Origin of the sequence: [Mycobacterium] stephanolepidis (assembly GCF_002356335.1) — a bacterium.
In the GTDB taxonomy this organism is placed as follows: Bacteria; Actinomycetota; Actinomycetes; order Mycobacteriales; family Mycobacteriaceae; genus Mycobacterium; species Mycobacterium stephanolepidis.
Genome location: NZ_AP018165.1, coordinates 3,121,593 through 3,147,304, shown reverse-complemented (window position 1 = coordinate 3,147,304; position 25,712 = coordinate 3,121,593). Strand labels below are relative to the sequence as shown.

Here is a 25,712-nt window from a genome sequence, read left to right as displayed (position 1 = left end):
GAATGTCTCACGGCATGTGGATCCTGGGTGCGTACCAGAGCGACTTCGGACGCAATCTCCTGCGCGAGGGGCGCGATTTCGCTGACCTGACCCGCGAGGTGGTCGATGGCACACTGACCTCGGCAGGTCTGGCCGGGAGTGATATCGGCGTGGTGCACGTCGGCAACGCGTTCGGTGAAATGTTCTCGGCTCAAGGGCATCTGGGTGCGATGCCGGCGACGGTGCATGAGGAGTTGTGGGGTGTTCCGGCCGCCAGACATGAAGCGGCCTGCGCCTCCGGCAGTGTCGCGGCTCTTGCCGCGATCGCGGACCTGCGCGCCGGATTTTATGACTCGGCACTGGTGTTGGGACTTGAGCTGGAGAAGACGGTGACCGGTGAGGTCGGTGCCGCCTACCTTGCTGCCGCTGCCTGGACCGGGCACGAGGACGACGCGATCACCTACATGTGGCCCCATGTGTTTTCACGAGTCGCCGAGGAGTACGACCGACGGTATGGAATCGACGCGGCCCACCTGCGGGCCATCGCGGCCACCAACTTCGGGAACGCCCGGCGAAATCCGAACGCGCAGACCCGTACCTGGTCGGTGCCCGATGTGGAAGGTGTTGACGATGTTGCCAATCCAGTGATCGAGGGTCGCATCCGACGGTTCGACTGTAGTCAGTTGACCGACGGCGGAGCCGGTCTGGTGCTCGTGACCGACGATTACATGCGCAGGCATCCCGGAGCCCGGCCACTCGGGCGTATCGAGGGCTGGGGTCACCGCACGGTGGGGTTGGGACTACAGCAGAAGCTCGATCGCGATGCGCAGTCTCCGTACGTGTTTCCTCATGTGCGGGACGCCGTCGCGGACGCGTTCCACCGCGCGGCGGTGACACTCGACGCTGTGAGCGGATTCGAAGTACATGACTGTTTCACGCCGAGTGAGTACCTGGCCATCGACCACATCGGCCTGACGGGGCCGGGGGAGTCGTGGAAAGCCATCGAGAACGGGGACATCGAGATGGGTGGCAGGCTTCCGATCAACCCGAGCGGTGGATTGATCGGATCCGGGCATCCGGTGGGTGCGAGCGGGGTCAGGATGTTGGTGGACGCCGCCAAGCAGGTCAGTGGAACCGCCGGTGATTACCAGGTTGAGGGCGCGGACTGTTTCGGCACCCTGAACATCGGTGGCAGCACCGCTACCGCGGTGAGTTTCGTGGTCCGGTCGAACTCTCGGTAGGCCGTTGTCCATGCGCGCGTGTCAGTGCGACCACTCTGCGTGCGGTGATGCCGGGGAGAGGTTGCGCTAGCCTCGGGCAATGCCAGCTGTTGGGCCTGATGCAAAGCGGTATCCCAAAGGGGAGGCCAAGCGCCGGGAGATCCTCAGCGCCGCGTTGACGGTGTTGGAGCGCGACGGAGAAGCGGGAGCTTCGATGCGCGGCATTGCCAAGGAGGCCAACATCAGTTTGGCCGGACTCATGCACTACTTCCCGACCAGGGACGTGATTCTCACCGAGATTCAGCGCGGCGCCGACGCCACCTTCGAAGAGCGATATCAGAACTCGATGTCAGAGGTCGATCCCGGTGAGGTGCTGGCGCAGGCGATGCTGGACAAGGCGAGTAAACCCGGCTCGGGGACGGTGTATTTGTCGTTGGCCGCCGCAGCAGCTGTTGACCCGGGGCACCCTGCAGGGGCGTACCTTCGCGACCGATATGAGCGGATGCGGGCACACATCGCCGAGTACGTGCGCGGCCGCCAGGCCGGTGGCACGGTGCCTGCGCACGTAGATGCCGATTTCGTCGCCACCGCATTGATCGCCGCCGCCGACGGTATTCAGATCCAATGGATGTCTGACCCCTCGATTGATATGGGTCGGCACATGCGCAGGGTATGGGAGCAGCTGCTCAGCTAAAACCATACGGTGTATGGTTTTGATATGAAGTGGACGAGTGCCGTCATGGCATCGGCAGTCGTGTTCGCACTGGGGTTGACCGCCTGCGCCTCTCCGCAGCCGGTTACGCAGGATGACTCCACGTGGGACCGCGGCTTCTACTGGGGCACCGCCACCGCGGGCTACCAGGTGGAGGGCAGTGCCCCGGATAGCAATTGGCGCCGCTACGTCGACCGCACCGCGGGTCGGCCAGTGCCGTCCGACGGTTCCAACCTGCTGGCGGACGGCCCGGTTGACCCGTACCGACAGGCCGACGACTTCCGGCACCGGTATGCAGAGGACATCGCCAACGCACATGCAATGGGCGTCAATACATTTCGATTTGGGCTGGAGTGGTCGCGGGTAATGCCCGAGCCGGGCAAGTGGGACGAGAAGGAACTTGCGTACTACGACTCGATCGTTTCCACGTTGCGTGAGAACGGCATGACTCCGATGATCACACTCATGCACTGGGTGTACCCGGGCTGGGTCGCCGACAGCGGCGGCTTCATGAACAACATCGCGGCATTCGAAGACTTCGCCAAGGCAATCACCAAACGCTATGCCGGGCAAGGGGTGTTGTGGGTCAGTATCAACGAGCCGCTGGCCTTCGGGGCGATGGAGGTGCGCACCGGCGCGATCAAACCCGATCAGTTCGAAGGATTCCTGGACCGTGTCGCGCAGGCTCACCGCGCGGTGTATCGCGCCGCGCACGACGCCGACCCCAAAGCCAAAGTGACGACCAACGAGGCCTACATCCCCCCGGATGTGTTGGCGCAGTTCGCAGGTTTCGGAGTGAAGGGTCTCGAGGGCTCGTTCTTCGACCGGGTCACCGGCAGCCTGGATTACCTGGGCTTCGACTATTACACCGGCACCGCGTTGGACAATCCTGCCTCGGCGCAGAGCATGGCCGCACGCTGGAACATCACATTGCAGCCGGAGGACATCTACTACGTGTCGCGGCATTACGCGCAGCGATACCCCGGGCTGCCGATCTATATCGTCGAGAACGGCATGGTCACCGACAACGGAAAGCCGCGCTCTGACGGCGTGACCCGATCGCAGTACCTCAACGACACCGTTTTCTGGCTGCAGCGGGCCAAGGCCGACGGCATCCCGATCATTGGGTACAACTACTGGTCGTTGGTCGACAACTACGAATGGGGAAGCTACCGGCCACGTTTCGGCCTGTATACCGTCGACGCGCTGGGTGATCCGGCACTGAAACGGGTGCCCACCGATGCCGTCCAGACCTATACCCAGATCACCCGGGAGTCGGGCACCGCGGCCGGTTACCGCCCGGCGATCCCGGCGGCGAAATGCTCCACGACGGTGGGGCAGGACAGCTGTGCCGCACTTGACCCGAACGGGCCGACGGTCCCGCTGCGCTAACGGCCGAGAAGGAATTCGCGCTCCGGGTCGTCCGGGGACGCCGCGGGGTCGCCGTCGACGGTGAGATCGGCGCGTACCGCGGTGGGATCCCGGCGGAAGTGCTCTTCCTCTTCGTCAATCCATAGTCGCCAGAACTCGCGGAGCTCCTCGCCATCGCGAACCTCCGCGCGGCGCCGACGGGTCAGTTGGTCGGTCTGCACCCAGATCAGCGAACTCAACCAGCGGGCGGCGGCCGAGCGGCCCGAGCCGACGCCCTCGAGAATCAGCACCGACGGCGGCGCGCACTGCTCCGTTGGGCCGAACTCCCGGGTCGTCCAGTCGTAGCGTCGGTAGCGCGCCGGATTGCCGTGCGCCCAGGGCACGAGAATCTGCTCCTCGAACCGCGGCCACCACCCGAAGAACGTCTCCCAGGACGCGAAGTCGTCGGTGTGCAGTAGCACCGCAGACCGGGTTGTCGCCGATAGTGCGGTGTGCAGTCGTGCAGCAAAGGTGCTCTTACCGGCGGCGCCCCTGCCGTCGATGGCCACCACACGCACGTCGCCGCAGTGCGGCTCGCTCTCGTTGATGATCGTGGCCAGCCACGCGAAGCTTCGCAGTGGTGCCGGTGTCGCCATGGCGCGAGCTTACCGGCGCTCGGCTAGCCTGTTGCGGTGGACTGGACAGAGCTAATCGGCAGCCTGGCCGGCGTGCTGTTCGTGATCCTCGCTGTCCGCCAGAATATTTGGACCTTCCCGGTCGCGATCGTCAGCTCGCTGTTCTACATCGTGGTCTTCAGCCGGCAGACGCTGTACGCCGATGCGGCCCTGCAGGTCATGTTCATTGCGCTGGCCGTGCAGGGCTGGTACCTGTGGCAGCGGGGAAGCCCCGATCGGCATGGTGTCGCGGTGCGGCGGACCCCACGGTGGGCGTGGCTGCCGTTGGTATTGTCCCTTGCCGTCCTGGTGGCGGGACTGTATGCATTCCTCATCACGTTCACCGATTCCAATGCCCCTCAGCTTGATTCGGTGATCACCGGGCTCAGTGTCGTCTCCCAATTCATGATGAACCGAAAATGGATCGAGAATTGGGCACTCTGGATCATCACCGACACGTTCTCCGTAGGTGTTTATCTGTTCAAGGGGTTGAACCTGACGGCAGGTCTTTACGCGTTTCTCAGCGTGATGGCCGCCGTCGGGCTATGGAGCTGGCGAAAAGAGCTGCGGACGGAGACGACTGTCGACTCGGTATGAACAACCTGCCCCTTCCAACATATATCGGACAGGGGGCCTTGCGGCAAGGCCCCGGTCATACCGCACAATCGCTGGCCGAACGTCAGATGCCATGAATGAGAACGGAAACGGGGAAGTCCAGTTGACGACATACGAGGAAGAACTGGAATCCGAGCGGGAGTACATCGCTGGGCTCTATGTGCGGCTCGACGCTGAACGCGCGCGCGTTAAGGGGCGATACCGCAGCACCCTGCGGGCGCCGGTCGATCAGCAGAACGGTGCGGCCATGGTCGAGCGCGACGACGAGGTGCGGGCACTGGCCAGTCAGGCGCAACGCTTGGACGTCGCCGATGACGGACTGTGCTTCGGCAGGCTGGATGCCGTCTCGGGAGAGCGCTCCTACGTCGGGCGCATAGGTCTTCTGGATGAGACGAATGACTACGAGCCACTGCTGATCGATTGGCGGGCCCCGGCAGCGCAGGCCTTCTACATCGCCACCGGTGCCAACCCGGAAAACACTCGGCGTCGGCGCCAATTTCGAACTCGGGGACGTCACGTCGATGCGTTCTCCGATGAAATCCTCGGCCGTCCCGACGGTGAAGAACGCGACGGCGAGCGCGGGAGCATGAGTGATGCGGCGCTGCTCGCGGCCGTCAACGCACCGCGCGGCAATGGCATGCGCGACATCGTGGCGACCATCCAGGCTGAGCAGGACCGGATCATCCGGCTCGATCATCCCGGTGTGCTGGTCATCGAGGGCGGTCCCGGCACGGGCAAGACCGTCGTGGCGCTGCACCGCGTCGCCTACCTGCTATACACCCAGCGCAAGCGGATGGAACGCCACGGTGTGTTGGTCGTCGGCCCGAATGCGGCCTTCCTCAGCCATATTTCGCGGGTCCTGCCGTCGTTGGGTGAGACCAACGTGGTGTTCACGACGGCCGGAGATCTGCTGCCCGGTCTGAAGGTCACCGCGGAGGACGGAGCGGAAGCCGCGCGGCTCAAGGGCTCGCTGCAGATTCTTGACGTGCTCGCGGCCGCGGTCGCGGATCGGCAGCGGACCCCCGTGGAGCCACTGCGCATCCAGCTCACCGATGTCTCGGCACGCATCGATGCCGATATCGCGCAGTGGGCCATCGAGGAGGCGCGTGCGAGCGGGCTCCCGCACAACGAGGCGCGGACCGTCTTCACCGATGTCCTGACGTGGGCGATCACCGAGCGGGCGATCCCACGCATCGGCAAGGGGTGGCTCACGCGTGAGGACCGCAAGGCCTGGGAGCACCTGCGTGCGGAGCTGCTGGATGAACTCGGGGATCACGAGGGATTCGCCGCGGCGCTCGACGAGCTGTGGCCGATGCTGACACCGGAGATGCTCTTGTCGGAGCTGTACACCTCACCGGAGCGGCTCCGCGCTGCCGGTGCGGATCCGGCACTGGCACGCGCTGTCGGTGACGCGTGGACGGTCTCAGACGTGCCGCTGCTCGATGAGCTTGTCGATCTGGTAGGCCGTGACAAGGCCGCGGAGGAGGCGGCTGAGCAGGAGCGCAGGGCCGAGGCCGAGTACGCGGCCGGGGTGCTGGACCTGATGACCGGCCGCGAAGACATGATGGACGACGAAGACCACCTCTTTGCCACCGATCTGCTGGGTGCCGAGGATCTCGCGGAACGATTCACCGAACGTGACACCCGCGACCTGGTCGAACGCGCGTCGGCAGACCGGGACTGGACGTACGGGCACATCGTGATCGACGAGGCGCAGGAGCTGTCCGAAATGGACTGGCGAGTCTTGATGCGCCGGTGTCCAAGCCGTTCGTTCACGGTGGTCGGGGATCTGGCTCAGCGTCGATCGGTGGCCGGTGCCACCTCGTGGGACGCGATCCTGGCCCCGTATGTGCCGGGACGCTGGCTGTACCGGTCGTTGTCGGTGAACTACCGCACCCCGGCCGAGATCATGGCGGTCGCCTCGGCGCTGCTGGCCGAGTTCGCGCCGGGCGTCCAGCCACCCGAATCCGTCCGCTCCTGCGGCGTACGCCCCTGGTCAAGACATCTCGCTGAGGGCGAATTATCAGAAGCCATAGAGGAATTCACGCGCGACGAAGCCTCTCGGGAGGGCACGAGTGTGGTGATCGGCCCGCCGGGCGTACCCGGCACGGTGCCCGCCTCCGAGACCAAGGGCTTGGAGTTCGACGCGGTGCTGGTGGTGGAGCCGGAACGGATCCTGGCAGATGGGCCGCGAGGTGCGGCCGAGCTCTATGTGGCGCTCACCCGTGCCACTCAGCGCCTGGGGGTGCTGCATGTGGCGCCGCTGCCGCAAGCTCTCGTCGGCCTCACCGAAACCACAGCGAGCCCCGGCTCGGTTCGCCGGGTCGTGCCAACGAGCGTCGCCCAATAGGGCAGGATAGACACCGCCGTCGCGGCCTTCCGATGAGCCGCTTGCGCGAAGAGCGGAAGCAGCGGGCCCGATGGCTGAGTTTTGTGCACCGGCTTTGTCGAGCCCGTACCGAGGAGGCGTGATGACTCGCGATGTGAGCCGCACCGGATATAAGCGGGTGCTGCTCAAGCTCGGCGGCGAGATGTTCGGGGGAGGAGCTGTCGGTCTTGACCCGGATGTGGTCCACAGGGTGGCCAGTCAAATTGCCGAGGTGGTCCGCAGCGGTGCCGAGGTTGCGGTCGTCATCGGTGGTGGTAACTTCTTCCGCGGCGCGCAGCTGCAGCAGCGCGGGATGGAACGGACGCGCTCGGACTACATGGGCATGCTCGGCACCGTCATGAATAGCCTTGCGTTGCAAGACTTCCTGGAAAAGGAAGGCATTGTCACGCGCGTGCAGACGGCCATCACCATGGGGCAGGTCGCCGAGCCTTACATTCCGCTGCGGGCCAGAAGGCATCTGGAGAAGGGGCGTGTGGTCATCTTCGGCGCCGGTATGGGGTTGCCCTACTTCTCCACCGACACCACCGCGGCACAGCGCGCGTTGGAGATCGGCGCCGAGGTGGTGCTCATGGCCAAGGCGGTCGACGGCATCTTCACCGATGACCCGCGCGCCAATCCTGACGCCGAGTTCCTGCCGGAGATCACGCACCGTGAGGTCATTGATCGCGGACTGCAGGTCGCCGATGCCACCGCGTTCAGCCTGTGTATGGACAACCGGATGCCGATCCTGGTGTTCAACCTGCTTACCGAAGGCAATATCGCCAGGGCGGTCGCAGGTGAGAAGATCGGAACGCTGGTAACACCATGATGAGCCGCTTGCGCGAAGATCATCAGACCCGATGGGAGATCAATCGTGATTGACGAGGTTCTTCTCGATGCCGAGGAGAAGATGGAAAAGGCCGTGTCGGTCGCCCGCGATGACTTCGCGACGGTTCGCACGGGCCGTGCCAACCCCGGAATGTTTCAGCGGGTTGTCATCGACTACTACGGCACAATCACCCCCATCACGCAGATCGCCGGCATCAACGTGCCCGAGGCTCGTCTGGTGGTCATCAAGCCGTATGAGGCCAATCAGCTCAAGGCCATCGAGGACGCGATCCGCAACTCGGACCTGGGTCTGAACCCGAGCAACGACGGCAGCATCATTCGCGTTGCCATTCCCCAGCTCACCGAGGAACGCCGTCGGGAGCTCGTCAAGCAGGCCAAGGGCAAGGGCGAGGACGCCAAGGTGACCCTGCGCAACATCCGGCGTAAGGCCAATGACGAACTGAACCGGATCAAGAAGGACGGTGAGGCCGGCGAGGACGAAGTGGGCCGCGCGGAAAAGGATCTGGACAAGACCACCGCCCAGTACGTGACTCAGATCGACGAGTTGGTGAAGCACAAAGAAGGCGAGTTACTGGAGGTCTAGGCCCCCGGTAATGACGACCATGGGAGATACCGACGCGGCTTCGGCCCCCGGCAACAGCCCTGCGCCCCCTTCGGGGGCGAAGTCCCGGGCCGGACGTAACTTGCCGGCCGCCATCGGCGTCGGCGCCGTTCTCGCCGCCATGATCATTTTCTCGTTGCTGTACCAGAAGGAGATCTGGGTCGGCATCATCTCGGTCTTCCTCGGGATCGCGATGTGGGAGGTGACCAAGCGACTGCGCCAGGCCGACATCTCTGTGCCGTTCATCCCGCTCTTCGTCGGTGGACAGGCCATGATCTGGCTGACCTGGCCGTGGGGGACCGCCGGAGCGTTGGGTGCGTTTGGCGCCACCGTGGTGGTCTGCATGATCTGGCGCCTGGTTGGGCACGGATTGAACCAGCAGCCGGTGAACTATCTGCGCGATGTCGCCATCACGGTGTTCGTCGCCGCGTGGATCCCGCTGTTCGCGTCCTTCGGCGCGCTCCTGGTCTATCCGGAAAACGGTGCTGAGCAGGTCTTCTGCCTCATGCTCGGGGTCACCTTCTCCGACATCGGCGGGTACGCGGCCGGTGTGCTGTTCGGCAAGCATCCGATGGCCCCTGCCATCAGTCCCAAGAAGTCCTGGGAGGGCTTGGCGGGCTCGCTCCTGGTAGGCACGACCGCATCAACCCTGGCGGTGACCTTCCTGCTGGGGCACCATCCCTTTGTCGGTGTCGCGCTGGGCATCATGCTCGTCATCACGGGAACGCTCGGCGACTTGGTCGAGTCCCAGGTCAAACGCGACTTGGGCATCAAGGACATGGGCACGCTGCTGCCCGGACACGGCGGCATCATGGACCGTCTGGACTCATTGCTGCCCTCCGCGGTGGCCACCTGGATTGTGTTGACGCTCTTTATCTAGGTTGCGCTCGACGTGGCTGCGCTCCGGTACAGCCACCTGAATAGCAGGCGGGCACGGCCGTGACGGTGTGTCTACCGGGTCTTGAGCGCCTGGCGCAGGTCCACTCCGGCGAACGGTCCCGGCACATGGCCATCAACCGTGAACCGGTACAGGGCGGTCTGAAAAATCCCGGTGAGCGCGGCTCCGATGATGGAGCCCGCCAGAATCCACAGCGCGCCGAGTGCGGCGAGCACGCCCGTCACTGCGGTGACATTCGCGGCGACTCCCAGATAGATCAACCCGGCTCCCGGCAGCGTCAACATCGCCGTGAAAAAGTTCAGGCCCACGACGCCGACAACATTCTGGCCCCAGGCGTTCTTGAGCGTTTCCTTGGTCTTCTTGACGGCGTCGATCGCGCCGAGATTCTGCAGCACGATCGTGGGCAGCACCTGGAAGGAAACCACGCGCCAGGCGACGTCCAGCAATCGCCCGACGAACGGCACCCGCTCCTCGATGACGCTGATGATCCAGGAGACGACACCTGTGATGAGAACCCAGGGGAGCAGACGTCCGCCGCGCTGGGCTGCTGCCGAGATGCCCCCGGCGACGCTCGGATCTCCGCCCTCTAATGCGATGTTCGCCTGCGAGATGAGCGCCGCCTGCCAGAAGGTCGCGACGTACATCAACACGAAGTACCCGACGGCGAAGACCGGGTAGAAGAGCGGCGGCACCGAATCTCCGGTCGTCGCGGGCAATAGCAAGACTCCGAGGGTCACCATTCCGATAAGCACAAGCAACGCGGTGAGCCCGGACAAAATCGGGAAGACGACGAGCTCCTTACGCGAGCTCAGCACCTTCGCGGATGTCTTGAAGATTTGCCACGATGTCGACAGCGTGCTGGTGAAGGCCATCAGAATTCCCCCTGGTCATTGACGGATCAATGAGGCACAAGATACCAGTGCAGTAGCTACCCGCATGGGTGGCTGGTTTGATGGACGTATGCCTCGTCGCGACGTTCAGATCCCGACACCCGACGGGCAATGCCCGGGCACTCTGCACCTGCCGGATCAGTCCGGCCCCGCTGTCATCCTCTACCCCGATGCCGGCGGTGCTCGCGAGGTCATGCGCGAGATGGGGGACCGCCTGGCGGCGCTGGGGTACGTCGCACTGGTACCCGACGTCTACTACCGCGAAGGTGATTGGAAACCATTCGATCTGGCGACCGCGTTCGGTGACCCGCAGGAGCGTGGCCGCCTCTTCGCGACGATGGCCACCCTCACCCCCGAGCGCATCGACGCCGACGCGGGGGCCCTACTGGATTTCCTCGACCAGCAGCCCGAGGTCACGGGCGACACGGTAGGTCTGACCGGATACTGCATGGGAGGACGGATCTCGTTGCGAGTAGCGGCGACTCACGCTCCTCGGGTTGCCGCCGCCGCGTCGTTCCACGGTGGCAACCTGGCCAAGGCCGACGACCCGAACAGTCCGCACCACCTCGCCGACCAGATCACCGGTGTGGTGCTGGTCGCCGCCGCAGAGCAGGACGCATCCTTTCCGCCCGAGCAGGAGCAGCTCCTGGCGCAGGCACTGACCGATGCCGGGGTGCGACACGCCATCGAGACATATCCCGCCCGGCACGGGTTCGCCGTCACGGACAACGCCACCTACGACGAGGTAACGGCCGAGCGGCATTGGCGAGCCCTGGAAGAGCTCTACGGCTCCACCCTGGGGATCTAATGCTGTTCGAGCCCAGGCTGCGGGCCGGAATCCACGATGGCACCATCTCGGTGGCCTACCGGCGCTGGAAGCGCCCACAGGTCAAGGTCGGTGGTCGCTACCGCGTCGGCTCGGACCGCATTCGTTCCATGACCACGTTCGATTTCATCGAGGTCGATGCCGTCGATGAGATCACCGCGCGCGACATCGACGATGCCGATGCGCTACTAGCGGGTTATCCCTCGGCCGCGGCAGCGCGAAGCGATGTCGGTGCGAGTGCAAATGATCCTTTGTACCGCTTGGCGTTTCGGAAGATAGCGATGGCCGATCCGCGTGCTGAGCTGGCCTCCGCGGTGGCGCTTTCGGACGCCGATATCGCCGATATCGACGCGCGATTGGATCGGATGGACCGCAGCGCCACGCCGGGGCCGTGGACCCGCGAGGTACTGCTAGAGATCGCCCAGCGCCCGCAGGTGCGTGCTAAAGACCTCGAATCTTGCTCCCGCTGGCCCGATTTAGCGACGTTCAAGGTGCACGTGCGCAAGCTCAAGAACCTGGGTCTGACCCTGAGTCTGCCGGTGGGCTATCGGCTTTCACCGCGTGGTGAGGAGTATCTGGCCCGGGCAGTCAGTTAGCAGCTGAATTCCCGGCCGCTGCCGTCGGATGGGGTGGTCTCCTTCAGGCAACCGAAGGGCTCGATTCCGGCATCGCTGACCCGAATCGCGGACTTGGTTTTGGTGTTCGCGCAGAACAATCCGGAAGTCTCACTGCGGCAAGCGAAGTCCCCGAACGTCAGGCGGCCGCCGTAGTCGAGTGGGTTTCCGTCGCCGCTTTGGAAGGGTCCTGGGTCGCCATGGAGCCCGCCCACCGTGACCTGCTGACCATTGAAGTCTGTCCATCCGCCGACCCAGTTTCCCTCGGTGCCGGCGGGCCGCTTTGGCGGATTCGTGAGGTTGACCAGGCAGGACAGTGTGTCGGGCTCGATGTTGCTCGTCATGCAACGCGTCTTGCCCGACGGAGTCTTGAACGCGACGTTGTCCCCGAGATCGGTCTTCTGGCCGTCCTGGCTGGTCGCCGAGTGGAAGTTGGCGACATTCATTGGGGCTCCCTTGGAAATCCACTGCGCCACAGCGTCATAAGGCGCACCGGCAACGGGCTCTGGCAATTCGATGGGAGTCGTTGTGGTGGTCGTGGTGGGCGCCTTGCTTGTGGTGCTGCTCGACGTTGGTGTGCTTGATGAGGGAGTGGTCGGAGAGACCGAGGCTCCCTTCGAGCATCCTGCGACCAGGAGCGCCGCTCCCAGCATGATCAGACCACCGTGTAACAGGGCACGCATGCAGCCAGGCTAGCTGGCTGCCACCGGCTGACGGGTAGGCGCGGCGGCTGCCACCTCGATTGCGGGATTCTTCTCAGCGGCGGCGGGCCTGCTGGCACGGGCGTTCAGCCAGCAGGCCAGTGCGCCGAGTACCAGCCCGATGCCGATGCCGACATCCACACGCTGGCCGAGAATCGCCCACGACAACAGCCCTGCGACGGCTGGGATGACGCAGAACAGCATGGCCACCGCGGAAGCGCCGAACCGGCTCACAGCGTGGACGTACGTGGAGATACCGAGGACCGCGCTGAACACCACCATGGCGCACACCGCCCAGGTGGCCTTCCATGGGTCATGTACGGCAGTGGGTGTCAGCAGGGCCAAGATGCCCGCGGGCACCAGCCCGGCGATGTTCTGAATGGTGCAGTTGACCCGGAAATCGACACCGGCGCAGAAACGCTGCTGGTACACGCCGCCCGCGGCCAGACCGAGCAGGGCGATCAAGAGCAGCACCAGCACCGTGTCGACGCCGCCCGTCGCGAGCAGCCGGCTGGCGCATGCGGCCAGCACGGCGACGATGCCGAGCACGAGGGCAAGGATTCGCCACCTGTTGAGCCGCTCACCCAGAAACAGGGCCGCCAGTACCGCGGTGACAACAGGATTCATCGAGATGACGACCGCGCCCAGCACTGCGGGCGCGCCATGCTCGAGGGCCTCGTACAACGCGCAGAACTGCACCGCCTGCATCAGCAGGCCGGTAATGACGACGTGTCCGAGTTTGCGGCCCGTTGGCCAGGTCGCCTTGGCCAGTAAGGCCCAGGCGGCGACGATCAGACCGGCGAAGGTGAAACGGGCGACCAGCACCAGCATGGGTGTCATGGCGGACACCGCAAGTGCGCCAACCGGGTAGCCCAGTGCGTAGAGGAATGTCAGCATCGACGCGAACCACATCGGCATCTTCTGCATGCCTGCCATCGTTGCCGGTGTCGCCGACCGATATCCAACGATAATTACTGATCAGAATCAATCAGGAATTGTTATCAATCGATACGCAGTACCCAGTGCGAGGCCCATGATCGGCCGAGGTGCAGAAATATTGATCAAGAATCGTGATCGGACTACGGTGGCGATATGGCGAGTTCGACACTCGATATCGCACCGCTTCGGTCCTTGGTCGCGGTTGCGGATTGCGGGGGATTCCATCGGGCTGCGGCCGTGCTGCATCTGACCCAATCCGCGGTCAGTCAACATGTGCGCAAGCTGGAAGTCGCCGTCGGGGAGCCGGTGGTCCGACGTTCGGGGCGCGGTGTGGTGTTCACCGATAAGGGTGCGCAGCTGCTGGTGCATGCCCGTCGCATCCTTGCCGCGCACGATAGCGCGGTCGACGCTCTGATAGCCGGTCAAGAACGCACGCTGATTCTCGGGGTCACCGAGCACGGCGCGGATTTGATACTGCCCAGCATCACCACGGCGCTGCGTAGTCATCTCCCGGACTGGTCGGTGCGGGTGCGGTTTGATCGCAACCTCTATCTCGCCGATTCCGTGGACCGGGGAAGCATGGATCTGGCGGTCATCCTCGACGGCTCGGGCCTGGATCGGGCCAGCGCGGTGGGCACCGTTCGGCTGCATTGGGTAGCGGCACGTGGCTACAAGGCGAGTTCCGTCGAGCCCCTGCAGGTCGTGACTTTCACCGAACCGTGCACCCTGCGCGCGCCCATGTTCAGCGCGCTGCACACGCTGGGGCGCCAGTATCAGATTGTGGCGGAATCGCCGGACTTATCGGGGTTGTACGCGGGTCTGCGATCCGGGCTGGGAATGGCGCTGTTGCCCATCATCGGGTGGCTGCCCGACGGCATCGCCCCGGTCGAGGCCATGCCCGCGGCGAACCTGGCGACTCTTTCAGTCGTCGGCCGCCGCGGGCTTGAACCCGGCGTGTATGCCGCTGTGGAAGGGGCTGCACGCGAGGCACTTTCGGGCACAACCGCGGCGATCGCCTAGATCACTTGTGCAGTGGCCCTGCGTTCGGCCCGCAGCACTGTATCGGCGATATCGAACTCCTCATCGTCTCGCGTAAATGTGCGATTGCGTGACTCGGCGACGAGGACGTTCCATCGGCCTGGATCGAGGGTGTCGGCGATGTCCTCGGCGGTGAAGTACCAATCGGGCAGGTCCGGCCGTCCGATTGCCGCGTGCATGTCCGACGGATGGTGCCCGACGATCAGCAACGTGCCCCCCGGTGCCACTGCTGCGGCCAGCCCGGCGAACACGGGCTCGCGAAGCTTCGTCGGCAGGTGCATGAAATGCGATGTCACCAAATCGAATCGACGACTCGGCTGCCATGTTGTCAGGTCGGCCTGCATCCAGGTGATCCTGTTGGCGAGCTCAGGGTCGGCTCTGGTGGCGTTGTCGGCGGCACGGAGCAACGCGGTCTCCGCGAAATCCATGCCGGTGACCTGCCAGCCCTTCTGGGCCAGCCAGATCGCGTCACCGCCCTCGCCGCAGCCGGCGTCGAGCGCGGTTCGGGGCGGCAGTGCCGAAATCTCATTGACCAGTTGTGGATTGGCGTTCCCGCTCCATAAGGCGTCGTGCGACCGGTAAAACTCGTCCCAGGATTTCTCGTCGGACGGCGGGTTATGGTGATCAGGCATGTTGTAACTCCTGGGCGTCGGCGACCGCGAGGTCGGCGTTGATGATTGCGGCGACCTCGGTTCCGGCCGCCGCCGATGTGATGACCTGTGCCTTGATGTCGGTGACGTTTCCGGCGGCGTAGATCCCCGGCACCGCGGTGGCGCCCCCGGTGACCGGCAGGTATGTCCCCAGCAGATGGTCCCCGAGCCTCATTTCCTGCGCCGTCAGGTGTACCGGCGCCAGCATATCGATGCGCGCCGACACGACCGTCGCCACGACCAGCGCATCACACGGAACAACGGCGCCGGTTCCCAGCTCTACCGCGGTGAGCGCGTCATCGTTGATCCGCAGGCGTGCAACCGGGCCGTCCACGACGCCGATATCTCGGCGTGCCAGCTGCGCAGCATCCTCGGGCGATAGCGGAAAATCGTTGTGCCGCAGCAGGGTGACGTTATCGCTGAGCTGGCGGAAGAGCAGCGCGTGGTGCACCGCCAGTGGGCCGGTGCCCAGCACGGCGATGGCGCGATCACGCACCTCCCAGCCGTGGCAGTAGGCGCAGTGCAAGATGTCACGGCCCCAACGCTCGGCCAGGCCCTCGATATCGGGTAGTTCATCCACCACTCCGGTGGCCACCAGGACGCGGCGGGCTTGGACCATCGAGGTCGTGCCGTCTGACGAATCCACCGCCGCGTCGAAGTGGTTGTCCGCGTGGGACACCGAGGAGGCGCGCGCGTCGTGGAAGGCCGCGCCGTACTGTGCCGCCTCGTCACGCCCGATACCGAACAGCTCGGACGGCGGGGTCGACTCGCGTCCGAGGTAGTTGTGAACCCGATCCGCCGGCGCGTTGCGCGGGTGGTGATCATCGATCACGACCACCGACCGCCGCGACCGGGCGAGGGTGATGGCCGCCGACAGGCCCGCGGCACCGCCACCGATGATGGCTACGTCCCAGATTTTGCTCATGACACCACTATTGGGGCCAGTCTGCGAAACACGCAAGCTTTCTTGCCAAAGCAGCAATATGGCCGCCATCATGGTTGGTATGGACGATCAGAACCAGCGGTTAGAGGCCGTGCTTGATGCCTTGGGGCCCCGGCTGCGGGCCCTGCGCCTGCATCGTCAGGTCACTCTGGCGCAGTTGTCCGACACGACGGGCATTTCCGAGAGCACCTTGTCGCGCCTGGAATCCGGTCGGCGGCGCCCCACTCTGGAACTTCTTCTGCTGCTGGCCGAGGCACACCAGGTGCCGCTCGACGAGCTGGTGAACGCACCCGCCACGGGTGACCCGCGCATCCACCCCAAGCCGTTCAAACGACACGGGTCGGTCTATCTGCCGCTGTCACGCCGGCCCGGTGGGGTGCAGTGCTACAAGCAGATCATCCCGCCGCACTCGCCGAAGGGTGAACCGAATCTGAAGGTCCATGAGGGCTATGAGTGGATGTACGTGCTCTCCGGAAAGGTCCGTCTGCTGCTCGGCGAGCTGGACCTGATTCTGCCCGCCGGTGAAGCCGCCGAGTTCGATACGCATATCCCGCATTGGTTCGGCAATCCGACCGATAAACCCGTCGAGGTGTTGCATATTTTCGGCCCGCAGGGGGAGCGGATGCATGTGCGGGCACGTTCCGGTTCGGGGAACTAGCGCAAGCCTGGGATACTAAGTGGGTTATGTCTGCCGATAAGGGGTCCCTGCCGCTGGTTTTCGACGCGCCGCGTCGGGCCATGCCGCCGCGTCACCTGGCGGATATGACGGCCGAGCAGACCCGTGAGGCTGTGACCGCATTGGGGCTTCCGGCGTTTCGTGCCAGGCAGATCGCCAACCAGTACTACGGACGGCTGGTGGGCGATCCCGCGGCAATGACGGACCTTCCAGCGGGCGCGCGCGATGGTGTGGGCGAGGCGCTATTTCCCCGGCTGCTTCATCCGCTGCGACAGGTGGCCTGTGATTCTGGGGATACTCGAAAGACCTTGTGGCGCTTACACGATGGCAGCACCGTCGAGTCGGTACTCATGCGCTATACCGACCGCAACACGCTGTGCATCTCGTCGCAGGCCGGGTGCGGCATGGCCTGCCCGTTCTGCGCCACCGGTCAGGGTGGACTGACGCGTAATCTCTCGGCCGCCGAGATTCTGGAGCAGGTCCGTGATGCCGCGGCCTCATTGCGTGACGGCGAGCTGCCGGGCGGGCCCGGCCGGTTGTCGAACATCGTCTTCATGGGCATGGGTGAGCCCCTGGCCAATTACAACCGGGTGCTCACCGTGCTGCGCAAGATCACCGCGCCGCCCCCCGATGGGTTCGGTATTTCGCAGCGCGGTGTCACAGTCTCGACGGTGGGGCTGGCGCCGGCCATTCGCAAACTTGCCGACGAGGGACTGGGAGTCACTCTGGCGGTGTCGTTGCACTGCCCGGACGACGAGCTGCGCGACACCCTGGTGCCGGTCAACACCCGGTGGGCCATCAGCGAGGTGCTCGATGCCGCGCGGTACTACGCCGATGTCACGGGACGGCGGGTGTCCATCGAATACGCGCTCATCCGCGATGTGAACGATCAGCCCTGGCGGGCGGACTTGCTTGGCAAGAAGCTGCGAAAAGCCTTGGGTCAGTTCGTTCATGTGAATCTGATTCCGCTGAATCCGACGCCGGGCAGTCAATGGGACGCCAGTCCGAAGCCGGTGGAGCGGGAGTTCGTACGGCGCGTACGCGAGCAGGGAGTCTCCTGCACGGTGCGTGATACCCGAGGTCGCGAGATTGCCGCCGCATGCGGCCAACTGGCAGCGTCCGAGCGCTAGCTAGCGGATACGGCCCGAGCGGCGACCGAAGTAGTCGTTCGCGGTGAAGGCCAGCACGATGAGAGCGAAGCCGACACAGAAGATGTCTTCGACCTTGCCGACGTGATTGCCCTTGAGGAGCAGCAGCAAGAAGGCCGCGATGGCGATGCCCAGGATGTGGAAGATGCGGGGGTTCTGGCCCGAGAGCCCACGCCCGAACGCTGCGGACGGCACGTCCTCGACATCGACTCCGTCGTGCTTGACAACCTCAGTCGTGGCCACCGCCAGCCCTCCAAATCTCAGACGTCTACTACAGCCCATAGTGTGCCACGCCCACCCGCCTCCGGTATGCACACCCCGCGCGAGGGGGAAATGTCGGTGGGAGTCGCGGGCCAGTCCAGGCCGCACAATATGTGGGTGACACGTAGTTCAGAGGTCTGTCGGGTGTTACTGCTCGGCAGCACCGGGTCCATCGGCACCCAGGCGCTCGAGGTCATCGCCGCCAACCCGGAGCGCTTCGAGGTGGTCGGCCTGGCGGCGGGCGGCGGCAACATCGATCTGCTGCGGCAGCAGATCGCGGATACCGGCGTCACCAACGTCGCGGTAGCCGACAAGCGTGCCGCCGAACGGCTCGACGTACCCGTGCTGAGTGGACCTGACGCCGTCACCGAGCTGGTGGAGAACACCGGGGCCGATGTGGTGCTCAATGCGCTGGTCGGAGCTTTGGGTCTGCGGCCGACTCTGGCCGCGCTGAAGTCAGGGGCACGGCTCGCGCTGGCCAACAAGGAGTCTCTGGTGGCCGGCGGGCCGCTGGTCACCAAGGCCGCCGCTCCCGGCCAGATCGTTCCCGTCGACTCCGAGCATTCCGCGCTGGCGCAATGCCTGCGCGGCGGTACCCGTGGCGAGGTGGCGCAGCTGATCTTGACCGCATCCGGCGGGCCCTTCCGGGGGTGGAGCGCGCAGCAGCTCGAAGACGTCACGCCGGAGCAGGCCGGAGCGCACCCCACCTGGTCGATGGGGCCGATGAACACCCTCAACTCGGCCTCACTGGTCAACAAGGGCCTGGAACTCATCGAGACCCATCTGCTGTTCGACGTGCCGTACCAGCAGATCGGTGTCGTGGTTCATCCGCAGTCGATCGTGCACTCGATGGTGACGTTCACCGACGGCTCGACACTGGCGCAGGCCAGTCCGCCCGATATGAAGCTGCCCATCGCGCTGGCACTGGGGTGGCCGGACCGGGTACCCGCCGCGGCCACGGCCTGCGATTTCAGCACCGCGTCCACCTGGGAGTTCGAGCCACTGGATGCGCAGGTCTTTCCCGCCGTCGACCTGGCCCGGAGCGCCGGAGAGGCGGGGGGATGCATGACCGCCGTCTACAACGCCGCCAATGAAACCGCGGCCGCTGCCTTCCTGGCCGGACGTATCGGATTCAAGTCGATCGTGCGAACAATCGCCGATGTGCTCGATGCAGCAAGCCAATGGGAGGGAACCTCCGGAGAACCCGCTACCGTTGACGATGTACTCGACGCGCAGCACTGGGCTGACCAGCGGGCTGCGCAATTGATCCTGGCGGAGGAAAATCGAATCTGATGGCTGCGTACGCGATCGGAATTGCGTTGTTCGCGCTGGCGATCTTGGTATCGGTGGCGCTGCACGAGTGTGGGCACATGTGGGTGGCGCAGGCCACCGGCATGAAGGTGCGTCGCTACTTCGTCGGGTTCGGACCGACATTGTGGTCCACCAAGCGCAAGAGCAACCGCGGTGCCAACGACATCATCGAGTACGGCTTCAAGGCCGTCCCGCTCGGTGGTTTCTGCGATATCGCCGGCATGACCTCGGTGGAACAGCTCACCCCCGAGGAATCCGACCGCGCCATGTACAAGCAGAAGGTCTGGAAGCGGGTGGCGGTGCTGTTCGCCGGACCGGCCATGAATTTCCTCATCGGCATCGTGGTCTTCTACGGCGTCGTCCTGTTTTGGGGTCTGCCCGACAACAACGCGCCCACGCATCCCGAGATCAAGCAGACGACGTGCGTGTCAGCGCAAAAGAGTGCCGACCCCAAGGACATGGCGACGTGCACCGGTGAAGGACCGGCGGCGCTCGGCGGCCTGCGCGAGGGTGACCAAGTGCTGGCCGTAGCGGGCAAGCAGCTCAGCACGTCCAGCGACATGGTCACCGCGATTCGGGAGCTGCGCGGTCCACAGGTCTTCGAGATCATTCGCGATGGCAAGCAGCAATCGCTCCTCGTCAACGTCGCCGAGACACAGCGCTGGGATGAGAAGGCGGGCAAGCTCATCTCGGTGGGTGCCGTCGGCGCCTCACTGGGCACCTATGTGCCGCAGAAGCACTACAACCCGCTGACGGCGGTTCCCGCCACCGGGAACCTCATCGGGACCGTCGCCGTCGAAACCGTGAAGGCCATCGGGAAGATCCCCACCAAGGTCGGCGCCCTCTGGGACTCCATCACCGGCAGCGAGCGGGCCATGGACACTCCGATGAGCATCGTCGGCGCGAGCCGCATGGGCGGCGAGACGGTCGAGCACGACATGTGGATCATGTTCTGGATACTGTTGGCGCAGCTCAACTTTGCGCTCGGCGCCATCAACCTGCTGCCGTTGCTGCCGTTCGACGGAGGACACATCGCGGTGGCCACCTACGAGAAGATCCGCAACATGATCCGATCTGCGCGCGGGCTCGCGGTGGGCGCCCCCGTCAACTACATGAAGCTGATGCCGGCGACATACCTGGTTCTGGTGGTGGTGGTCGGTTACATGCTGTTGACGATCACCGCCGACATCGTCAACCCGATTAGACTTTTTCAATAGCGATCCAAACGGAGGATCACATGACCAGCCTGGGCATTCCGAGCGCACCGCCGCCGACACTGTCGCCGCGGCGTAAGACACGTCAGCTCATGGTCGGAAACGTCGGGGTGGGCAGCGACTCACTGGTATCGGTGCAGTCGATGTGCACCACCAAAACCCACGACGTGAACTCGACTCTGCAGCAGATCGCGGAACTGACCGCCTCCGGCTGCGACATCGTGCGTGTCGCCTGCCCGCGACAGGAGGACGCCGACGCGCTCGCCGAGATCGCCCGCAAGAGCAAGATCCCGGTCATCGCCGACATCCACTTCCAGCCCAAATACATCTTCGCGGCGATTGACGCCGGCTGCGCCGCGGTGCGCGTGAATCCGGGGAACATCAAGGAGTTCGACGGCCGGGTCAAGGAGGTCGCCAAGGCCGCCGGTGACGCCGGAATCCCGATCCGCATCGGCGTGAATGCCGGCTCGCTGGATCCGCGCATTCTGGGCAAGTACGGCAAGGCCACTCCGGAGGCGCTCGTCGAGTCGGCGCTGTGGGAGGCCGGCCTGTTCGAAGAACATGGCTTCGGAGACATCAAGATCAGCGTCAAACACAACGACCCGGTGATCATGGTCGCCGCCTACGAACTGCTCGCCTCGCAATGCGATTACCCGCTACACCTCGGTGTCACCGAGGCCGGCCCGGCATTCCAGGGCACCATCAAGTCGGCCGTCGCCTTCGGTGCGCTGTTGTCCAAGGGCATCGGTGACACCATCCGCGTGTCCCTGTCGGCGCCGCCCGCCGAGGAGGTCAAGGTCGGCAATCAGATTCTCGAATCGCTCAACCTGCGGCCCCGGTCGCTGGAGATCGTGTCCTGCCCGTCGTGCGGGCGCGCGCAGGTGGACGTCTACACCCTGGCCAACGCGGTGAGCGCTGGGTTGGAGGGGCTGGATGTACCGCTTCGCGTCGCGGTCATGGGCTGCGTCGTCAACGGACCGGGTGAGGCACGCGAGGCCGACCTGGGCGTGGCATCCGGAAACGGCAAGGGCCAGATCTTCGTGAAGGGCGAGGTCATCAAGACCGTGCCGGAGGCGCTGATCGTCGAGACACTCATCGATGAGGCCATGCGCTTGGCCGAGGAGATGGGCACCGAGATCGGAACCGACGGAACGCCTACTGGCCAGCCGGTCGTGACCGTAAGCTGAACAAAGCTCGGCGTAACGGGACACACGGGAGCGATTGCCGATGACGACAACACTGCCGGCGCACGGAGCGCCCGGAGCGTCGTCCTCCGATGCCGTTCGCGTCCTCGGACTATCGGATACCGAGGCGGTGCGTGCGGTGTTGGACGCCGACCCGGTGGCCTCCTGCATGCTCGCCGCACGCGTCGAAGCTCGAGGCGCCGATCCCACGGCCATCGGCGGCGAGATCTGGACCACGGGAGCGTTGACGGACTCTCTGTGCTTCGTCGGGACCACGATCATTCCCCTGGCCGGCGGCCCCGAGGCCACCCGGTTGTTTGCCGAACGCGCCATTGAGCAGCACCGGATCTGCCCCTCCCTGGTCGGCCCGGCCGATGTGGTGCTCGACATGTGGTGCCATCTCGATCCGGTCTGGGGCCCCGCACGCGAGGTCCGCGCCTGCCAGCCCCTGCTGGCGATGCTCGATGCGCCGACATGTGCCGTCGACTCCGCGGTACGGCAGGTACGCGCCGAGGAGCTCGACCAGTATTTGAACGCTTCGATCCAGATGTTCATCGGCGAGATGGGTGTGGATCCGCGTAACGGTGACGGCGGCCGTGGGTACCGACGGCGGGTGGCCGGCCTCATCGAGGCGGGCAGGGCCTGGGCACGTTTTGAGGATGGGCGGGTCATCTTCAAGGCGGAGATCGGATCGCAATCGCGGTGCGTGAGCCAGATCCAGGGCGTATGGGTCGACCCGGAGTTCCGTGGCCGCGGGCTCGGTACGGCGGGGGTGGCCGCCGTGGCGGCAGCGATCCATCGCAGCAGCCGCATCCCCAGCCTGTACGTGAACAGCTTCAATGAAGTGGCCCGCGCGTCCTATGCCAGGGCGGGATTCACGCGCATCGGCACATTCGCGACCGTTCTCGTTAGCTGATTCTGACGAGCTAGTGCTCGCTACGTCCGTGCGCCTGCGGTGTTTTGGAGGCTCACGGCCATAACATCGACCCGATGTTCAGACGTGTTTGGTCTCTGCCGCTACTCGGCACCGCCCTGTTGGTGGCCGGAGCGGTCGCGTGCACCCCGCGCCCCGATGGGCCCGGGCCGGTCGCAGAGAAGTTCTTTGAGGCGCTGGCCAACGGCGACACCGCCTCGGCGGCGAAGCTGACCGACGACCCGGACGGCGCGAAAGTGGGTCTGGATCAAGCCTTCTCGGGTCTGCAGGCAACCTCGTTCAAGGCTGCCGTGAACGGATCGCAATACACTCTGGACACCGGCAGTGCCGACGCGACGTATGTCTGGCAGTTGCCCAGAAGGCGCACCTGGACCTATAGCGGGCGCCTGGAAATGCTGCGTACCGCGGGCAGTTGGCAGGTGCGCTGGGCGCCGAGCGACCTGCACCCCAAACTCGGTGAACGCCAATCGCTTTCGTTGCGGACCGATCCGGCCAAGCGGGCAACGGTCAACGAGTCGGGCGGCACGACCGTGCTGGCGCCGGCCAACCTGTACAAGATCTCCTTCGACGCGTCGCAGGCCGGTAAATCGCTGATGAGCACCGCCACCGCGCTGGCCGATGCCATCCGGCCCTACGACGACCAGATCAACGCCGCATCTCTGGCTGAGCAGGCGAGCGCCCAAACCTCGCCGATGAATCTCATCACGCTGCGCAAGGACGACTGGGACAAGGTTTCCATCGCGCTGGAGACGCGACCGGGGGCATTGCGACCCGGCGTGGTGATGACGCAGATCGCCGATCTGCTGCCCACCGATGACCACTTCGCGCCCGATATCGTCGCGCAGGTCAAAAAGGCAGTGCTCGATGAGCTGGATGGCGAGGCCGGCTGGCGGGTGGTCAGTGTCAACCAGAACGGTGTGGACACCGCGGTGCTCAACGAGGTGAAACCCAATCCGGCGCCGTCGAAGACGATCAGCCTGGACCGTGCCGTGCAGAACGCCGCACAGAACGCCGTCAACACCCGCGGTCAGAAGGCCATGATGGTGGTGATCAAGCCGTCGACGGGGGAGATCCTGGCGGTCGCGCAGAACGCCGCTGCCAATGCCGATGGGCCACTGGCCACCACGGGTCTGTTTCCGCCCGGATCGACATTCAAGATCATCACCGCGGGCGCTGCGCTCGAGCGCGGGATGGCCACTCCGGACACCATGGTGGGCTGCCCGAAGCGAGTCACCATCGGAGACCGCAGCATCCCCAACTACAACGAGTTCGATCTCGGCACGGTGCCCATGTGGCGGGCCTTCGCGAATTCGTGCAACACGACCTTCGCCAAACTGGCCAGTGAGATGCCGTTGGACGGTTTGACCGTCGCCGCTTCGCAATTCGGCATCGGTCCAGACTATGACGTCGCGGGGATCCCCACCGTCTCCGGAAGCGTGCCGCCCACCGTCAACCTGACTGAACGTACCGAGGACGGTTTCGGGCAGGGCAAGGTGCTGGTCACGCCGTTCGGCATGGCGCTGGCCGCGGCAACCGTCGCGAATGGAAAAACGCCTGTACCGCAGCTGATCTCCGGTCAGACCACCGGAATCACCGGCGAGCGTCCACCGGTGACGCCCACAATGATCGACGGCCTGCGCGGGATGATGCGCGAGACAGTGCTCAGCGGTACCGCGATGGACCTCAAGGGCGAGGGTTCGGTCTACGGGAAGACCGGTGAGGCCGAGTTCCCGGGCGGATCACACGCCTGGTTCGCGGGGTATCGCGGTGACATGGCCTTCGCGACGCTGGTCGTCGGGGGCGGCGGCTCGGAAGCCGCTGTGCGGGCCACCCGGGTCATGTTCCAGTCTCTACCGCCGGACTACCTGGCCTAGTCGGAGCTCGGCGCCAGCACGCAGAACTCGTTGCCCTCGGGATCGGCGAGCACAATCCAGCTCGATTCGCCCTGGCCGATGTCAATTCTGGTGGCACCAGATGCCAGAAATCGATCCACCACGGCGTGCTGGTCGGCACCGCGAAAGTCCAGGTGCAGCCGGTTCTTGGCCATCTTCTGGTCGGGTGTCTCCAGGAAGAACAACAACGGTGGATGCCGGTCGGGCTGGAACACCTCGACGGCGCCGTCGTCGTCGATCGCGTACGGCCACTCCAGCGCGTCGGCCCACCAACGGCCGAGTGTGGCCGCATCATGGCAGTCGATCACAATCGCTTCTAATGTGAGTCCGGCGGACAGCCCCATGAAGCCGATTGTGCTCGCTGTCGCTAACGTTCCGCCAGGCGATTACGAACTACCATGTAGTAAAACAGCATCCAGGGAGGATCGAGAGCTTGCGCAAAGCATTTCGGAGTGTGCTTGTGGTGACCGGGCTCGCCGGCCTCCTGATGAACGTGGCCATCACCACACCAGCGACCCTCGGCCAGGCAACGGCCGCATCCCCCCGCGGGGTGGCATCCGTCTCACCCACGCCGGGTCAGACGGTCGGGGTGGCGATGCCCGTGACGGTTCATTTTGCGGCTCCTGTCGCCGACCGGCCCGCCGCGGAACGTTCCATCAATTTCTCCGCGTCGAAGGTTCCGGCCGGGACATTCAGCTGGGTCGACGATGCGACGGTTCGTTTCACTCCCCGTGAGTATTGGCCCGCGCATTCGTCGATCACGGTGTCCGTGAACGGTGTGAGCGGTATGAAGTACAAGTTCCAGACCGGTTCGGAGGTGCTGGGCATCGCCAGCATCAGCGCGCACACCTTCACGGTCAAGATCGATGGCACCGTCATGCGTGAGATGCCCGCATCGATGGGAAAGCCCAAGCACCCCACGCCGGTCGGCTCGTTCACAGCCCTGGAAAAGCAGAGTCCGGTGGTCATGGATTCGCGGACCATCGGTATTCCGCTGAACGATCCGGAGGGCTACAAGCTGACCGTGTACTACGCGGTGCGGGTCACCTGGGGTGGCGTGTATGTGCACAGTGCCCCGTGGTCGACGGGAGCGCAGGGTAATTCGAACGTCAGCCATGGCTGCATCAACCTGAGTCCCGACAACGCGGCCTGGTACTACAACACCGTCGGTATCGGCGACCCCATCGTCATCAACGCGTAGCGATCTCGACAGGCCCCGCTACGC

27 protein-coding genes are annotated in these 25,712 nt (G+C 64.8%); 19 read left to right on the top strand and 8 right to left on the bottom strand.

Translation table 11 applies throughout. From position 1 onward, the window contains the following. Positions 1-2 precede the first annotated feature (2 nt). The 3 genes from MSTE_RS15625 to MSTE_RS15615 all read left to right on the top strand — a co-directional run bounded on the left by MSTE_RS15625 (position 3) and on the right by MSTE_RS15615 (position 3,303). Complete coding sequence (locus MSTE_RS15625) at positions 3-1,220, top strand: acetyl-CoA acetyltransferase (protein WP_162291442.1); 1,218 nt, start codon at positions 3-5, stop codon at positions 1,218-1,220. A gap of 79 nt (positions 1,221-1,299) precedes the next feature. Continuing rightward, the gene (locus MSTE_RS15620; protein WP_096502546.1) at positions 1,300-1,893 is read left to right on the top strand and encodes a TetR/AcrR family transcriptional regulator; all 594 of its coding nucleotides are present in this window, start codon (positions 1,300-1,302) and stop codon (positions 1,891-1,893) included. 24 nt (positions 1,894-1,917) lie between these two features. Beyond that, positions 1,918-3,303 (top strand): family 1 glycosylhydrolase, encoded by a 1,386-nt coding sequence (locus tag MSTE_RS15615; protein WP_096502544.1) that lies wholly within the window; start codon positions 1,918-1,920, stop codon positions 3,301-3,303. On the opposite strand, the gene MSTE_RS15610 is transcribed toward MSTE_RS15615, so the two are convergent. After that, positions 3,300-3,917, bottom strand: a complete 618-nt coding sequence (locus MSTE_RS15610; protein WP_096502542.1) for a uridine kinase family protein — start codon at positions 3,915-3,917, stop codon at positions 3,300-3,302. The genes MSTE_RS15615 and MSTE_RS15610 overlap by 4 nt on opposite strands. A gap of 36 nt (positions 3,918-3,953) precedes the next feature. Here MSTE_RS15610 and pnuC point away from each other — a divergent pair, with 36 nt between their 5' ends. The 5 genes from pnuC (at position 3,954) to MSTE_RS15585 (ending at position 9,248) form a co-directional block, all read left to right on the top strand. Next, positions 3,954-4,532, top strand: a complete 579-nt coding sequence (gene pnuC / locus MSTE_RS15605) for a nicotinamide riboside transporter PnuC (protein ID WP_096502540.1) — start codon at positions 3,954-3,956, stop codon at positions 4,530-4,532. A 91-nt stretch (positions 4,533-4,623) separates the two neighbouring features. Next, entirely contained in the window at positions 4,624-6,900 is a 2,277-nt protein-coding gene (gene helR, locus MSTE_RS15600) for an RNA polymerase recycling motor ATPase HelR (protein ID WP_096502538.1), read from the top strand. A gap of 121 nt (positions 6,901-7,021) precedes the next feature. After that, on the top strand, positions 7,022-7,747 hold the full coding sequence (gene pyrH / locus MSTE_RS15595) for a UMP kinase (protein ID WP_030094003.1): 726 nt from the start codon (positions 7,022-7,024) through the stop codon (positions 7,745-7,747). Positions 7,748-7,792: 45 nt separating this feature from the next. Further along, positions 7,793-8,350 (top strand): ribosome recycling factor, encoded by a 558-nt coding sequence (gene frr / locus MSTE_RS15590; protein WP_096502536.1) that lies wholly within the window; start codon positions 7,793-7,795, stop codon positions 8,348-8,350. 19 nt (positions 8,351-8,369) lie between these two features. Continuing rightward, positions 8,370-9,248 carry a phosphatidate cytidylyltransferase gene (locus tag MSTE_RS15585; protein WP_096502534.1) on the top strand — a complete coding sequence of 293 codons (879 nt, stop codon included), beginning with the start codon at positions 8,370-8,372 and terminating at the stop codon, positions 9,246-9,248. 71 nt (positions 9,249-9,319) lie between these two features. On the opposite strand, the gene MSTE_RS15580 is transcribed toward MSTE_RS15585, so the two are convergent. Then, positions 9,320-10,138: a DUF6159 family protein gene (locus tag MSTE_RS15580; RefSeq protein WP_096502532.1), complete on the bottom strand. Its 819-nt coding sequence runs from the start codon at positions 10,136-10,138 to the stop codon at positions 9,320-9,322. A gap of 88 nt (positions 10,139-10,226) precedes the next feature. On the opposite strand from MSTE_RS15580, the gene MSTE_RS15575 reads away from it, so the two are divergent. Together MSTE_RS15575 and MSTE_RS15570 are read left to right on the top strand one after the other, a co-directional pair. Further along, positions 10,227-10,964: a dienelactone hydrolase family protein gene (locus MSTE_RS15575; protein WP_096502530.1), complete on the top strand. Its 738-nt coding sequence runs from the start codon at positions 10,227-10,229 to the stop codon at positions 10,962-10,964. Next, entirely contained in the window at positions 10,964-11,578 is a 615-nt protein-coding gene (locus MSTE_RS15570) for an ASCH domain-containing protein (protein ID WP_096502528.1), read from the top strand. Before MSTE_RS15575 ends, MSTE_RS15570 begins: the two co-directional genes overlap by 1 nt. On the opposite strand, the gene MSTE_RS15565 is transcribed toward MSTE_RS15570, so the two are convergent. Together MSTE_RS15565 and MSTE_RS15560 are read right to left on the bottom strand one after the other, a co-directional pair. Continuing rightward, entirely contained in the window at positions 11,575-12,279 is a 705-nt protein-coding gene (locus MSTE_RS15565; RefSeq protein WP_096502526.1) for a hypothetical protein, read from the bottom strand. The genes MSTE_RS15570 and MSTE_RS15565 overlap by 4 nt on opposite strands. Before the next feature lie 9 nt (positions 12,280-12,288). Next, positions 12,289-13,224 (bottom strand): DMT family transporter, encoded by a 936-nt coding sequence (locus tag MSTE_RS15560; RefSeq protein ID WP_408645799.1) that lies wholly within the window; start codon positions 13,222-13,224, stop codon positions 12,289-12,291. Between the two features lie 165 nt (positions 13,225-13,389). Between MSTE_RS15560 and MSTE_RS15555 the strand changes: the two genes are divergently transcribed. Next, positions 13,390-14,256, top strand: a complete 867-nt coding sequence (locus tag MSTE_RS15555; RefSeq protein WP_096502523.1) for a LysR family transcriptional regulator — start codon at positions 13,390-13,392, stop codon at positions 14,254-14,256. On the opposite strand, the gene MSTE_RS15550 is transcribed toward MSTE_RS15555, so the two are convergent. Beyond that, on the bottom strand, positions 14,253-14,906 hold the full coding sequence (locus MSTE_RS15550; RefSeq protein ID WP_096502522.1) for a class I SAM-dependent methyltransferase: 654 nt from the start codon (positions 14,904-14,906) through the stop codon (positions 14,253-14,255). The genes MSTE_RS15555 and MSTE_RS15550 overlap by 4 nt on opposite strands. Beyond that, entirely contained in the window at positions 14,899-15,849 is a 951-nt protein-coding gene (locus MSTE_RS15545; protein ID WP_096505964.1) for an NAD(P)/FAD-dependent oxidoreductase, read from the bottom strand. Before MSTE_RS15545 ends, MSTE_RS15550 begins: the two co-directional genes overlap by 8 nt. A gap of 70 nt (positions 15,850-15,919) precedes the next feature. Between MSTE_RS15545 and MSTE_RS15540 the strand changes: the two genes are divergently transcribed. Continuing rightward, positions 15,920-16,525 carry a helix-turn-helix domain-containing protein gene (locus MSTE_RS15540; protein ID WP_162291663.1) on the top strand — a complete coding sequence of 202 codons (606 nt, stop codon included), beginning with the start codon at positions 15,920-15,922 and terminating at the stop codon, positions 16,523-16,525. Positions 16,526-16,551: 26 nt separating this feature from the next. Further along, the gene (gene rlmN / locus MSTE_RS15535; protein ID WP_096502521.1) at positions 16,552-17,673 is read left to right on the top strand and encodes a 23S rRNA (adenine(2503)-C(2))-methyltransferase RlmN; all 1,122 of its coding nucleotides are present in this window, start codon (positions 16,552-16,554) and stop codon (positions 17,671-17,673) included. Here the strand turns inward: rlmN and MSTE_RS15530 are convergent, their stop codons facing one another. Continuing rightward, positions 17,674-17,934, bottom strand: a complete 261-nt coding sequence (locus MSTE_RS15530; RefSeq protein WP_162291441.1) for a DUF2631 domain-containing protein — start codon at positions 17,932-17,934, stop codon at positions 17,674-17,676. It abuts the gene before it with no gap. 129 nt (positions 17,935-18,063) lie between these two features. Between MSTE_RS15530 and dxr the strand changes: the two genes are divergently transcribed. The 5 genes from dxr (at position 18,064) to MSTE_RS15505 (ending at position 24,469) form a co-directional block, all read left to right on the top strand. After that, the gene (dxr, locus tag MSTE_RS15525; protein WP_096502517.1) at positions 18,064-19,245 is read left to right on the top strand and encodes a 1-deoxy-D-xylulose-5-phosphate reductoisomerase; all 1,182 of its coding nucleotides are present in this window, start codon (positions 18,064-18,066) and stop codon (positions 19,243-19,245) included. Continuing rightward, positions 19,245-20,480 (top strand): M50 family metallopeptidase, encoded by a 1,236-nt coding sequence (locus MSTE_RS15520; protein ID WP_096502515.1) that lies wholly within the window; start codon positions 19,245-19,247, stop codon positions 20,478-20,480. The genes dxr and MSTE_RS15520 overlap by 1 nt, the downstream gene beginning before the upstream one ends. Positions 20,481-20,500: 20 nt before the next feature. After that, positions 20,501-21,664: a flavodoxin-dependent (E)-4-hydroxy-3-methylbut-2-enyl-diphosphate synthase gene (gene ispG, locus MSTE_RS15515; RefSeq protein ID WP_064409160.1), complete on the top strand. Its 1,164-nt coding sequence runs from the start codon at positions 20,501-20,503 to the stop codon at positions 21,662-21,664. A gap of 40 nt (positions 21,665-21,704) precedes the next feature. After that, positions 21,705-22,577, top strand: a complete 873-nt coding sequence (locus MSTE_RS15510; RefSeq protein ID WP_096502513.1) for a GNAT family N-acetyltransferase — start codon at positions 21,705-21,707, stop codon at positions 22,575-22,577. 74 nt (positions 22,578-22,651) lie between these two features. Then, positions 22,652-24,469, top strand: a complete 1,818-nt coding sequence (locus MSTE_RS15505; RefSeq protein ID WP_096502511.1) for a penicillin-binding transpeptidase domain-containing protein — start codon at positions 22,652-22,654, stop codon at positions 24,467-24,469. On the opposite strand, the gene MSTE_RS15500 is transcribed toward MSTE_RS15505, so the two are convergent. Continuing rightward, positions 24,466-24,831: a VOC family protein gene (locus MSTE_RS15500; RefSeq protein ID WP_096502509.1), complete on the bottom strand. Its 366-nt coding sequence runs from the start codon at positions 24,829-24,831 to the stop codon at positions 24,466-24,468. The two genes, MSTE_RS15505 and MSTE_RS15500, sit on opposite strands and share 4 nt — an antisense overlap. Positions 24,832-24,947: 116 nt before the next feature. On the opposite strand from MSTE_RS15500, the gene MSTE_RS15495 reads away from it, so the two are divergent. After that, positions 24,948-25,688 (top strand): L,D-transpeptidase, encoded by a 741-nt coding sequence (locus MSTE_RS15495; protein WP_162291662.1) that lies wholly within the window; start codon positions 24,948-24,950, stop codon positions 25,686-25,688. Positions 25,689-25,712: the final 24 nt, after the last annotated feature.

Coding starts and splice junctions, on each gene's coding strand:
- MSTE_RS15625 (WP_162291442.1), top strand. CDS start 3: ATGTCTCACGGCATGTGGATCCTGGGTGCGTACCAGAGCGACTTCGGA.
- MSTE_RS15620 (WP_096502546.1), top strand. CDS start 1,300: ATGCCAGCTGTTGGGCCTGATGCAAAGCGGTATCCCAAAGGGGAGGCC.
- MSTE_RS15615 (WP_096502544.1), top strand. CDS start 1,918: ATGAAGTGGACGAGTGCCGTCATGGCATCGGCAGTCGTGTTCGCACTG.
- MSTE_RS15610 (WP_096502542.1), bottom strand. CDS start 3,917: ATGGCGACACCGGCACCACTGCGAAGCTTCGCGTGGCTGGCCACGATC.
- helR (WP_096502538.1), top strand. CDS start 4,624: ATGAATGAGAACGGAAACGGGGAAGTCCAGTTGACGACATACGAGGAA.
- pyrH (WP_030094003.1), top strand. CDS start 7,022: ATGACTCGCGATGTGAGCCGCACCGGATATAAGCGGGTGCTGCTCAAG.
- MSTE_RS15585 (WP_096502534.1), top strand. CDS start 8,370: ATGGGAGATACCGACGCGGCTTCGGCCCCCGGCAACAGCCCTGCGCCC.
- MSTE_RS15580 (WP_096502532.1), bottom strand. CDS start 10,138: ATGGCCTTCACCAGCACGCTGTCGACATCGTGGCAAATCTTCAAGACA.
- MSTE_RS15575 (WP_096502530.1), top strand. CDS start 10,227: ATGCCTCGTCGCGACGTTCAGATCCCGACACCCGACGGGCAATGCCCG.
- MSTE_RS15570 (WP_096502528.1), top strand. CDS start 10,964: ATGCTGTTCGAGCCCAGGCTGCGGGCCGGAATCCACGATGGCACCATC.
- MSTE_RS15565 (WP_096502526.1), bottom strand. CDS start 12,279: ATGCGTGCCCTGTTACACGGTGGTCTGATCATGCTGGGAGCGGCGCTC.
- MSTE_RS15560 (WP_408645799.1), bottom strand. CDS start 13,224: ATGCAGAAGATGCCGATGTGGTTCGCGTCGATGCTGACATTCCTCTAC.
- MSTE_RS15555 (WP_096502523.1), top strand. CDS start 13,390: ATGGCGAGTTCGACACTCGATATCGCACCGCTTCGGTCCTTGGTCGCG.
- MSTE_RS15550 (WP_096502522.1), bottom strand. CDS start 14,906: ATGCCTGATCACCATAACCCGCCGTCCGACGAGAAATCCTGGGACGAG.
- MSTE_RS15545 (WP_096505964.1), bottom strand. CDS start 15,849: ATGAGCAAAATCTGGGACGTAGCCATCATCGGTGGCGGTGCCGCGGGC.
- MSTE_RS15540 (WP_162291663.1), top strand. CDS start 15,920: ATGGTTGGTATGGACGATCAGAACCAGCGGTTAGAGGCCGTGCTTGAT.
- rlmN (WP_096502521.1), top strand. CDS start 16,552: ATGTCTGCCGATAAGGGGTCCCTGCCGCTGGTTTTCGACGCGCCGCGT.
- dxr (WP_096502517.1), top strand. CDS start 18,064: ATGTGGGTGACACGTAGTTCAGAGGTCTGTCGGGTGTTACTGCTCGGC.
- MSTE_RS15520 (WP_096502515.1), top strand. CDS start 19,245: ATGGCTGCGTACGCGATCGGAATTGCGTTGTTCGCGCTGGCGATCTTG.
- ispG (WP_064409160.1), top strand. CDS start 20,501: ATGACCAGCCTGGGCATTCCGAGCGCACCGCCGCCGACACTGTCGCCG.
- MSTE_RS15510 (WP_096502513.1), top strand. CDS start 21,705: ATGACGACAACACTGCCGGCGCACGGAGCGCCCGGAGCGTCGTCCTCC.
- MSTE_RS15505 (WP_096502511.1), top strand. CDS start 22,652: ATGTTCAGACGTGTTTGGTCTCTGCCGCTACTCGGCACCGCCCTGTTG.
- MSTE_RS15500 (WP_096502509.1), bottom strand. CDS start 24,831: ATGGGGCTGTCCGCCGGACTCACATTAGAAGCGATTGTGATCGACTGC.